The 10,786-nt window shown below is 68.7% G+C and carries 8 protein-coding genes; 4 read left to right on the forward strand and 4 right to left on the reverse strand.

Annotation, left to right across the window (positions count from 1 at the left end; genetic code table 11):
• The first annotated feature begins 494 nt into the window (after positions 1–494).
• The 4 genes from U9978_RS19630 to U9978_RS19645 all read left to right on the forward strand — a co-directional run bounded on the left by U9978_RS19630 (position 495) and on the right by U9978_RS19645 (position 6,602).
• Positions 495–1,241 carry a hypothetical protein gene (locus tag U9978_RS19630; RefSeq protein ID WP_322762601.1) on the forward strand — a complete coding sequence of 249 codons (747 nt, stop codon included), beginning with the start codon at positions 495–497 and terminating at the stop codon, positions 1,239–1,241.
• 262 nt (positions 1,242–1,503) lie between these two features.
• On the forward strand, positions 1,504–2,028 hold the full coding sequence (locus U9978_RS19635; RefSeq protein ID WP_322762602.1) for a hypothetical protein: 525 nt from the start codon (positions 1,504–1,506) through the stop codon (positions 2,026–2,028).
• A 47-nt stretch (positions 2,029–2,075) separates the two neighbouring features.
• Positions 2,076–4,676: a helicase-associated domain-containing protein gene (locus U9978_RS19640; protein ID WP_322762603.1), complete on the forward strand. Its 2,601-nt coding sequence runs from the start codon at positions 2,076–2,078 to the stop codon at positions 4,674–4,676.
• A gap of 243 nt (positions 4,677–4,919) precedes the next feature.
• Positions 4,920–6,602 (forward strand): DNA repair helicase XPB, encoded by a 1,683-nt coding sequence (locus U9978_RS19645; protein ID WP_322762604.1) that lies wholly within the window; start codon positions 4,920–4,922, stop codon positions 6,600–6,602.
• A 17-nt stretch (positions 6,603–6,619) separates the two neighbouring features.
• Here U9978_RS19645 and U9978_RS19650 read toward each other — a convergent pair whose 3' ends face one another.
• The 4 genes from U9978_RS19650 to U9978_RS19665 all read right to left on the reverse strand — a co-directional run.
• Positions 6,620–7,213, reverse strand: coding sequence for a Uma2 family endonuclease (locus tag U9978_RS19650; RefSeq protein ID WP_322762605.1), 594 nt, complete (start codon positions 7,211–7,213; stop codon positions 6,620–6,622).
• Positions 7,214–7,294: 81 nt separating this feature from the next.
• Positions 7,295–8,107, reverse strand: coding sequence for a phospholipid scramblase-related protein (locus U9978_RS19655; RefSeq protein WP_322762606.1), 813 nt, complete (start codon positions 8,105–8,107; stop codon positions 7,295–7,297).
• A 130-nt stretch (positions 8,108–8,237) separates the two neighbouring features.
• Positions 8,238–9,857, reverse strand: coding sequence for a chaperonin GroEL (groL, locus tag U9978_RS19660; protein ID WP_322762607.1), 1,620 nt, complete (start codon positions 9,855–9,857; stop codon positions 8,238–8,240).
• Between the two features lie 284 nt (positions 9,858–10,141).
• Positions 10,142–10,786: HNH endonuclease signature motif containing protein (locus U9978_RS19665; protein ID WP_322762608.1), on the reverse strand; the 645-nt coding region annotated here is incomplete at its 5' end.

Raw genomic sequence — 10,786 nt, forward strand, 5'->3', positions numbered from 1 at the left:
AACTTCCAGCGCCGACCACTTAGGTCACAGTGAAGATCCATCCGTGTGCGCTGTGGTGTTGGGACGGGGTGTGTTGTGCCGTTGAAACCTGTTACGGATACGCTGAATCTCGCTGTTCTAACGACATCGACACAACCACCGCCGTGCGTGTGTGACCGGAGGATGCCCGCGTGGTCCGAGGAGACCCCGAGCCCCGGGGCGACCGACGAGATGATCATCGAGGCGACCCGTGGGTGAATCCGCGTGGCGTCCCGCCCGGGGACGATGACACGACGTGGCGACCCGGGGAGCTGGGGCACCCGCGGTATCAGGAGCCGAGCGGGCCGCGTCCCCCGATTCCCGGCTCCCTGCCTGAGGTTGGACAACTGCCCGGCACACCGGCACCGGGCGCGCCCGGCTACCCACCTGGCCGGCAAGCGGTCCGGCCGGGTGCTGCGGGTGCTGCGGGTGACCGGAGTCGCCCCGGGCGACCGGTCAGCGCAGGCCGGCATCTGGTGGCTTTCGGCACGTTGTCCGGGCGGGCCGGGTCACCCGGGCCGCTCGGCTCCGACCGGCCGCCCGGCTCCGACCGGCCGCCCGGCTCCGACCGGCCGCCCGGCTCCGACCGGCGGCCCACCGACTCGTCCTCGGGCGGCGCTCCCGGGCCGGGTGCTGCGGCGGGGACCGCCACCGGGCCGAGGCCCTACACCGGCCCACCGACGGAGGGTTTTGATCCGTTCTCGGATCGGGCGAAGCAGGCTGATCGGATCTATCGGGCTGATCGGGAGGAGGCCGGTGCCACCGACCGGTTCGCCACGCTCCCCGGGGATGACGACAGGTCAGGTAGCGCCGCGCGGCGCCCGCGGGCCACCGAAGCTCGGGTCGCCGAAGGTCGGGCGAGGGAAGATCGGGTCGCCGAAGGTCGGGCCACGGCGGGTGGTGGGACCAGCGGTAGGGGTTCCCGGCCGGTCAGGCCGGCTCAGACAGCCAAGGCTCAGGATGGTAGGGCTCAGGCCAGTGCGGAGGCACCGTCGGACAAGGGGCGATCCGCGGGTACGGGAACCCGCGGACGCACCTCGCGCAGACGTCCGGCCATGATCGTGCTGACCGTGTTCGTCGCCGCGGTTTTCATGATTGTCGGCTTCTCCATCGGGCAGGCGCTCGCGTCGCCGGGGTCTGCGCCTGCACTGTCCCGGGTCGGAACCTGGGCGCGTGATCATCATCTGGCGTTCCTGGTCGACGGTGTGGAGAAGTTACGTTGATCCGCTGCATCGCAATAGTGGGCGGCGGTATACAGCCGACATCCGGATGAAGCAGAAGAACAGCTTAAAAGGTGCATCGAGCCAGGTTTTCGGTTCATGCTCTACTGTTGCGACAAGCATTTGGCGTCAGACTCTTGCGTTTGGAGGCTCGCCCGTGTGGAATCTGCATCGACGGGTCTGTCGCACTCTGTCACAGGAAGTGCGGCTTCACGTGATGTCGGCTGGGTATCGTCGCAGCCTGTCACTCGCGGCAGGAGAGCCTGTGCGTCCACATTCCGCACCTCGACACGGCGCTGGTCCACGTGTCATCCGTCCCGTTGCCCGGCGGACGGCGGACACCTGCGCCACCGATGCCGGCAGGGTCGATGCCGGCAGCGTTGATGTTGACAGGGTCGATACCGGAAGCGCCGATGTCGATGATTCCGCGGGGGTCCCCGCCGGCGTATTTGATCACAACGTGTTTCCCGTTCCGCCCGGTCGGGCGCCGACAGCGGACGAGATCGACGCGATAGCACAGGCGGTCTTCGCGAGCCCGCTGGTCGCACTCATCCCACCGGGTCGACTGCAGGTGACCTCGATCAGAATTTCGATCGGCCCACCGGACTGGGCGTTCGCAGCGCTTCTACCGTGCGAATTTGATCTTGATCCGGCGGTGGCCGTGCTCCGGTTCGATGTCAGCGGCGGCTGGGTTCTCGATCAGGTGGGCACGGCCGAGGTCGGTGTCGGTCTGTTTTTCCCATCGGTTTCGCTACCGGTGGTCGACGAATCCGACCACGACAGGCGGTAGGGCGTGCCGGACCCCGCGCCCGGCCGGCTACCGTTGTGAGGGTGCCCATGCCGGCGGACGGCCCTGACGTCTCCTCCACCCTGGCCGGGTGGTTGCGGGGCCTTTCGGACGACGCGCTCACTCGGCTGCTCGCCCTGCGTCCGGATCTGGCCACGCCACCACCGCCCGACTTCGACATCCTCGCCGCCCGTCTGGAGATCCGGGTGAGCGTGACCCGCGCGCTTGAGCGACTCGACACGTTCACCCTGGAGGTCTGCGAGGCACTGACGCTGCTTCCATCGCCGGTGAGTGTCGAGGACCTCGTCAGGTTCTGCGGGACCTCGGATGTGGCGGTGCCCGTGGCGACATTGCGCGAACGTGCCCTGATCTGGGGGGATGACAGTGCCATTCGGCTTGTCGCAATGGTCCGCGACCTTGTCGGTGAGCGTCCGCTCGGCCTTGGTCGGCCACTACGTGCCTGCCTGTCCGGTCACCGGCACACGCATCTCGTACGGCTCGCGCTGGCGGTCGGGGTCGCCGCCCAACGCGACCGCGGTGGAGCCGGGCGCGGCTCCATCCTCGACGAGCTCAGCGCCGCCCTGGACGTGCCGGAGCGGGTGGCGACCCTCGTCGAGGAGTGCGGTCCGCGGGCCCGTCAGCTCCTTGAGCGGCTCGCCGCCGGGCCGGCGCTCGGGCACACGGGCGACGCGAGACGGCTGCTTCATGCGTCTGACGCCCGCACGCCGGTGGAGCAACTGCTGGCCCGGGGTCTGCTGATCGGCGTCGAGGAGACCACGGTCGAGCTTCCGCGGGAAGTCGGGCTCGCCCTGCGCGGTGACCATCCGGTCGGGACGTTGCATCGCGAACCGCCGGCGCTCACCGGCAAGACCGTTGATCTCGGCCAGGTGGACGGCACGGCCGCCCTCGCCGCTGACACGATGATCCGTCTGGTGACGGCGCTGCTGGAAGCCTGGGGTGCGACCCCGCCCACCCCGTTGCGCACCGGGGGTCTGAGCGTCCGGGACTTCCGCGCGGCCGCGAGGCTTCTTGACGTCGCCGAACCGGCCGCGGCGCTGGTGATCGAGATCGCCTATGCGGCCGGGCTGGTCGACAATGCGCCCGGCGCGGATGTCATGATCATGCCTACGACCGCCTACGACCGGTGGTGTGTGGAGACCCCCGCGATGCGTTGGGCCACGTTGGTCCAGGCGTGGCTGAGCTCCCCCCAGATACCCGGTCTGGTGGGGGAGCGCGACGACAAGGGCCGTCAGGTTGCCGCGCTCTCCGTGGAGCTGCGCCGCCAGAGCGCGCCAGAGCTGCGCCGCCTCGTGCTGGACGCCTTCGCGGCAGCTCCGGCGGGGCTTGCACCGACGCCCGAGTCGGTGCGCGCCCTGCTTGCGTGGCGGCTGCCCCGCCGCGGTGGGTCGTTGCTGGACCGGATGATCGACTGGACGTCCGCCGAGGCGGATCTGCTGGGTGTCACCGGACGCGGCGCGTTGTCAGCGGCCGGGCGGGCGCTGGTCGGTGGCGAGGCGGCCGACGGGGCCGCGACCCGCCGCTTCGACCTCGCTGCCGCGCTCAGCCCGATGTTGCCTGAGCCCGTCAGCGAACTGCTGGTACAGGCCGACCTCACCGCTGTGGCGCCGGGTCCCCTGGTGCCGGAGATCGCCGCGGAGCTCACCCAGATGGCCGATGTCGAGTCGTCCGGCGCGGCAACGGTCTTCCGGTTCTCCGAAGCGTCCCTGCGGCGTGCTCTGGACGCCGGTCGGGTCGCCGAGGACATCCGCGACTTTCTTGCCCGCGTCGCCCGCGGGGGCGTCCCGCAGGCGCTGGACTACCTCGTGGATGACGTCGCCCGTCGCCACGGCCGGTTGCGGGCCGGGCCGGCCGCGGCCTATCTGCGCTGCGACGACACCGCGGTGCTCTCCGAGGTGGTCGCGTCGCGGCGGACTCAGACCCTCGGGCTGCGGCGGGTCGCGCCCACCGTGGTGATCTCATCGCTACCCATGCCCAAGTTGCTGGAGGGCCTGCGCGTAGCCGGGTTCGCTCCGGTCGGCGAAGGACCGGACGGACGCGTGGTACTCAGCCGACCCGAGGTGCACAGAACGCCCGGCCGCCCGCGCCCGAACACCGTGGACGCCGCGGGTGCCCGCAACGAGCAGGTCCGGGGCGTGGTGCGGATGATCCGTCGGGGAGACGACAGCGCCCGAGCGGCCCGGGTGGCCAGCGCCGTGATCGGCTCCGTGTCCGACGGGATGGTGCGGTCGGCTCCGCTGATGCTGCTGAGCCTGCAGGGAGCGGCACGCAGCGGCCGGCGGATGCTGCTCGGGTATGTTGACCAGCAGGGAAAATCTAGTGAACATATTGTTCGTCCCATGATTGTCGACGGTGGCTGGGTGACCGCGTGGGATGAGCGTGCCACGGCGACCCGGCGCTTCGCACTGCACCGTGTCACCGGTGTCATGGATGTCGAAGATGTACTCCCGGCCGGTGGGTCCGCCGGTTACGACTGGTCGTATGAGTTGGGGGTCGCGGGCGCAATGCCAGGCGCTACCGGTGGTGACCTGGCCGGTGCCCTTGCCGGCACCGGCACTGTCGGGCCGATGTCCGTACCGGACCAGCAATACCCTGAATTCATGGATCCGGAGGACGTTGCCGACCTGCCGTGACGGTAACCGGATCGGTCGTCGGTACTTCGCGAGGCGTCCGTCGCGGCCCTCGGCGACCATGCGAGAATCGGCGGACTGGTTCGATACGGGTTGGTACGGCCGACGAATTTCGCTGCAGTTCGGTATGTAGCAGTTCGGTACGTAGCAGTTCGCTGCGCGACCCGATGGAATCCTCAGGGTGTGCGATCATGGCTTTCGTCGCGCGTCCAGAGGCCGTGAGGAATCGTGAAAGGACGGTGAGAAGTGGCCGATGGTCCGTTGATCGTCCAGTCCGACAAGACCCTGTTGTTGGAAGTCGACCATCCGATGGCTGGCGAGGCGCGGGCCGCGATCGCCCCGTTCGCGGAGCTGGAACGCTCCCCCGAGCACGTCCACACCTACCGGGTCACTCCGCTGGCGCTCTGGAATGCCCGCGCTGCCGGTCATGACGCCGAACAGGTCGTTGACGCACTCGTCCGCTTCTCCCGCTACGCGGTCCCGCACGCGCTGCTGGTCGACATCGCCGACACCATGGACCGTTACGGCCGGCTACGGCTGGAGAACGACCCGCAGCGGGGCTTGGTCCTGCGGACCGTCGACCGTGCGGTGCTCGCCGAGGTCATCCGGTCCAAGAAGGTCTCGCCGTTGTTGGGCCAGCGGCTGGATGAGGACACCGTCGCGGTGCACCCGTCCGAGCGGGGACGGCTCAAGCAGGCGTTGCTCAAGATCGGCTGGCCGGCGGAGGACCTCGCCGGTTATGTCGACGGCGAGGCGCACCCGATCGAACTGCGCCAGGACGGCTGGGAGCTGCGCGAGTATCAGAAGGGCGCGGTGGCGGGGTTCTGGGAGGGTGGCTCGGGCGTGGTGGTGCTGCCCAGCGGCGCCGGCAAGACCATCGTCGGTGCCGCGGCCATGGCCCACGCCGGTACCACCACGCTCATCCTGGTCACCAACACGGTGGCTGGCCGGCAGTGGCGCACGGAGCTGCTGAAGCGGACATCACTCACCGAGGACGAGATCGGCGAGTACTCGGGTGAACGCAAGGAGATCCGACCCGTCACGATCGCCACATATCAGGTGATGACCGCCCGTCGCAAGGGCGAGTATCTGCATCTGGACCTGTTCGGCGCCCGCGACTGGGGTCTGATCGTCTACGACGAGGTGCACCTGCTGCCGGCGCCGGTCTTTCGGATGACCGCTGACATCCAGTCCCGGCGGCGGCTCGGCCTGACCGCCACGCTGGTCCGTGAGGACGGTCGGGAGGGCGACGTCTTCTCCCTGATCGGCCCCAAACGGTACGACGCGCCGTGGCGTGAGATCGAGGCCCAGGGCTGGATCGCCCCGGCCGAGTGCACCGAGGTGCGGGTGACCCTCACCGAGGACGAGCGGATGGCCTACGCCGTTGCGGAGGCCGAGGAGCGCTACCGGATGTGCGCTACCGCGTACAGCAAGCGGGCGGTCGTGCGACGGTTGGTCGAACGGCACGCAGGGGATCGGGTGCTCGTCATCGGCGCCTACCTTGACCAGCTTGATCATCTTGGCGAGTTGCTCGGTGCCCCGGTCATCCAGGGGTCGACCCGTAACCGGGAACGCGAGCGCCTGTTCGAGGCGTTCCGCACCGGGGAGATCCGGACCCTGGTCGTCTCAAAGGTCGCCAACGTGTCGATCGACCTGCCCGAAGCGGGTGTCGCCATCCAGGTCAGCGGTACCTTCGGGTCACGCCAGGAGGAGGCGCAGCGCCTCGGACGGGTGCTGCGCCCCAAGGCGGACGGCCGCGGCGCGCATTTCTACACGGTGGTCTCCCGGGACACGATCGACCAGGAGTACGCCGCGCACCGGCAGCGCTTCCTGGCCGAGCAGGGCTACGCCTACACCATCGTCGACGCCGACGACATTCCCGACGCCGACGACATTCCCGATGCCGACGACATTCCCGACCCGACATAACCGTCCGGAGAGAACCGTCACTCTGGATGCGGGGGGTCGATCAGGGTTGCCGGGATGATCGTGCAGGCAACCGGGCAGGTCACCCGGAGTTCCTGGGGCCCGGTCGCGGACCCGACCTGGACGTAGGTTCCGTCGACGAGATCGTAGGCGTCGATAGCCGGGGTGTCGGGGTCGACCAGCCAGCAACTGGGGACACCGCGGTCGCGATAGACGTCGAACTTCAGGGTCCGGTCGTAGCGCCGGTTGCTGAGCTCGGCGACCTCCACGACCAGCAGAGGCAGGTCGGTGATGCGGCGGGGACGGTCGTCGTCGCCCGCCGCCGCCACGATGATGTCGGGCACGATCTCGCTTCGGGGCTCGATCCGAAGGCTCACCCCCCGGGTGTGGACGCGCATGTGCGCGGGGGTCACCTCGACGAGCAGTCGGACGAGACGTTTGGTCACCCTGGTCTCCAGCGGCGTCGGCCACGCACGGACCAGGCACATCCCGTCGATGAGGTCGAAGCGCGGATCCTCAAGGCCGAACTCGTCGAGGTCTGCGACGGTGAGCGGGGGGGTGGGCAGCACCATGGTGGGGCGGCGCGAACGTGACGCGGAACCAGGCTGGATCACGCCAGTAATGGTGCCGCTTCCAGCTGCGACTGTCGAAACCTTCACTCCCGGCGACCGGATTCCGTGGTCTACGGCCCGCGCTCAGCCGAGGCCGCGGGAGTCCTGCTTCAGAGCGGTATCGATGGTCAGGGCGGAGGCGACCACCAGGCTGCGCAGCGGGTCGGCAAGGGGCCGGTGGATCTGCACCACGTAGTTGTCGGCGGTGGTGAACAGCGCGCGGGCCAGACCCTCCCAGGTCTTGGTCACCCGGGCTATCTCGGTGTCGGTGTGGTCGACGATCGAGAAGTTCCACGCCCGCCAGTTTTCCGCTTTGATCATCCCGATGGATGTGCCGGCGCTCTGCAGGGCAAATCGGATCTTTCCGAAGACGTTCTGTTGGACGATTGCGCCGATCTCGAATCCGTCCGGCCGAGAGACGATCACCCGTGACTTGAAGACCTTTGCCGGTCGGGTCAGGACGAGGTGGGCAACGCCGGCACTGTCGCGGACCTCGAGGCGGTGGGTGAAGAACTGATCGAGTGAGCTGACCAGCCGGATCGCCTTCTTGACGGTGCTCTGACCGACTTCCACGACCGATCCGATCTGGTTCCCGGCCTGGTCGAACACGGCGTATTCGTTCGTCAGCTCGATGATTTTGGTCTTCTGGTTGACCACGAGGACCGGTTCGGTGAACAGGCTCCCCTGTCCACCGTCGACGGGGGCCACGCCCGCGTTTTCCTGTACCTGACGCTGGATCCGGTCCGGCGTGTAGTTGGTCTGCACGGGTACGCCGCCGGGTGCCCCGGGTTGGGTATTACTTACCTGGTCGGTCCACCGGCTGCCATCCCAGTATCGGAAGGGGTGCTTGCCGGACGGGTCGGCGTACCAGCCCGCCGGCGGCATGGTCTGAGTCATGCAGTGCACACTCCCACTCGTCCTGCCATGGCAAAGGGGCGGCCCCGAAACGGGACCGCCCCTTGTGTTCTACCACCGGCCGGTTTGCCACCGGCCGGCTTACGACCAGTTCAGACTGCGAACCGCGGACTCAGAAGTCCATGTCCCCGCCGCCGGGAACCGCCGGGGCCGGGTTCTTCTCCGGCTTGTCGGCGATGACGACCTCGGTGGTGAGGAACAGCCCGGCGATCGACGCGGCGTTCTGCAGCGCCGAGCGGGTGACCTTGGCCGGGTCGATGATGCCGGTGGCGATCAGGTCGACGTACTCGCCGGTGGCCGCGTTCAGGCCGTGGCCAGCGGGCAGGTGACGGACCTTGTCGACTACGACGCCGCCTTCGAGACCGCTGTTGTAAGCGATCTGCTTGATCGGCGCCTCGAGGGCCAGCCGGACGATGTTCGCCCCGGTGGCCTCGTCCCCGGCGAGGTCGAGCTTCTCGAACGCCGTGACCGACGCCTGGAGCAGCGCGACGCCACCGCCGGCGACGATGCCCTCCTCGACCGCTGCCTTCGCGTTCGAGACGGCGTCCTCGATGCGGTGCTTCTTCTCCTTGAGCTCGACCTCGGTCGCGGCACCGACCTTGATGACCGCGACGCCACCGGCGAGCTTGGCCAGCCGCTCCTGCAGCTTCTCGCGGTCGTAGTCGGAGTCCGACTTCTCGATCTCGGCGCGGATCTGGCTGACCCGACCTGCGATCTGGTCGGGGTCACCGGCGCCTTCGACGATGGTGGTCTCGTCCTTGGTGACGACGAACTTGCGGGCCTTGCCGAGCAGGTCGATCGTGGTGCTCTCCAGCTTGAGGCCGACGTCCTCGGAGATGACCTGGCCACCGGTGAGGATGGCGATGTCGCCGAGCAGGGCCTTGCGACGGTCACCGAAGCCGGGGGCCTTCACCGCGACGCTCTTGAAGGTGCCACGGATCTTGTTGACGACCAGGGTGGCCAGGGCCTCGCCCTCGACGTCCTCGGAGATGATCGCCAGCGGCTTGCCGGCCTGCATGACCTTCTCCAGCAGCGGGAGTAGGTCCTTGACAGCGGCGATCTTGCTGTTGACGATGAGCACGTACGGGTCGTCGAGGACGGCTTCCTGGCGGTCGGCGTCGGTGACGAAGTACGGCGAGATGTAGCCCTTGTCGAAGCGCATGCCCTCGGTGAGCTCGAGCTCGAGGCCGAAGGTGTTGCTCTCCTCGACGGTGACGACGCCTTCCTTGCCGACCTTGTCCAGCGCCTCGGCGATCAGCGCGCCGATCGCGGGGTCGCCCGCGGAGATGGACGCGGTGGACGCGATCTGCTCCTTGGTCTCGACCTCCTTGGCCTGCTTGGAGAGCTCCTCCGAGACGCGTTCGACCGCGATCTCGATGCCCTTCTTCAGACCCAGCGGGTTCGCGCCGGCCGCCACGTTGCGCAGACCCTCACGGACCAGCGCCTGGGCGAGAATCGTCGCGGTGGTGGTGCCGTCACCCGCGACGTCGTTCGTCTTCTTCGCGACTTCCTTGACGAGCTCCGCACCGATCTTCTCGTACGGATCCTCGAGCTCGATCTCCTTGGCGATGCTCACACCGTCGTTGGTGATCGTGGGGACGCCCCACTTCTTCTCCAGAACGACGTTGCGGCCCTTCGGACCGAGCGTGACCTTTACGGCGTCGGCCAGCTGGTTCATGCCGCGCTCCAGGCCGCGCCGTGCCTCCTCATCGAAGGCAATGATCTTCGGCATGGTGTCGGGGTCCTCCCAGGGGAATGGCTGTTCAATGGCCTGGCCAAGACGACGCCCGCGACGGACGGCCAGATGGCCTCGCCGCTCAGCCCTGGCACTCGAAGCTCGTGAGTGCCAGGTCCTGTTTAGCACTCGAGGTGGGTGAGTGCAAGCTCGCGCCCTGTCGTGGCGTGCCGTCGCGGGGTCGCGTACGGGACTCGGGCCGGCCGCCGGCGACCGGCTGTCATCCGGCCTGTGAACCACGGGTGAACCCCCCGGGGCCACGATGCCTCCACCACCCGGTGTCAGGGCACGCCGCCGAAGAGATCCTTGCCGGGGCCGTCCCGTGTGCCGGGACCGGCCTGTTTGCTGTGGCCGGTCCCGGTCCCGGTCCCGGTCCCGGTCCCGGTGTCGGTGTCGGTGTCGGTGTTGTGGATCGTGCGGCGGTAGGGGTTGCGTCGGGGGGTGCGGGACGGGTCGATCCAGCCCGGGGGGATCCATGCGGGGATGCCGTCGGCGCCGATCTGTACCTGCCAGTCGCTGTGGTGGAGCGTGCGGTGGTGCTGGCCGCAGGTCAACACCAGGTTGTTCAGGGCGGTGCGGCCGCCGTGTGACCATTCGATGATGTGGTGGGCTTCGCACCAGCCCGGTGGCCGGTCACAGCCGGGGTAGGTGCAGCAGCGGTCCCGGGCGATCAAAGCGCGGCGCAGCGCGGGGGGCACGATGCGTTGGGTGCGGCCGACGTCGAGCGGTACCCCGGCGGGGTCGAGCAGGAGTCGGACGAGGTCGGCGTCGCACAGGAGCCGGGCGAGGACCGTGGCGGGTAGGGGCAGGCCCCAGCCGTTGTCCGCGGGTGGCGCGCCGGGTTCGGCGAGCAGGGCGGGTAGCGGTGCCAGGATGGTGACGTGGGGGTGGTAGCCGTTCTGGGTGGGCAGGGTGTCGGTGTGCAG

This window comes from Protofrankia sp. Cr2 (assembly GCF_963555885.1).
GTDB lineage: Bacteria > Actinomycetota > Actinomycetes > Frankiales > Frankiaceae > Protofrankia.

Excerpts from the sequence above, each read along its gene's own strand:
- U9978_RS19640 (WP_322762603.1), top strand. The coding sequence starts at position 2,076 with ATGCCGGCGGACGGCCCTGACGTCTCCTCCACCCTGGCCGGGTGGTTG.
- U9978_RS19655 (WP_322762606.1), bottom strand. The coding sequence starts at position 8,107 with ATGACTCAGACCATGCCGCCGGCGGGCTGGTACGCCGACCCGTCCGGC.
- groL (WP_322762607.1), bottom strand. The coding sequence starts at position 9,857 with ATGCCGAAGATCATTGCCTTCGATGAGGAGGCACGGCGCGGCCTGGAG.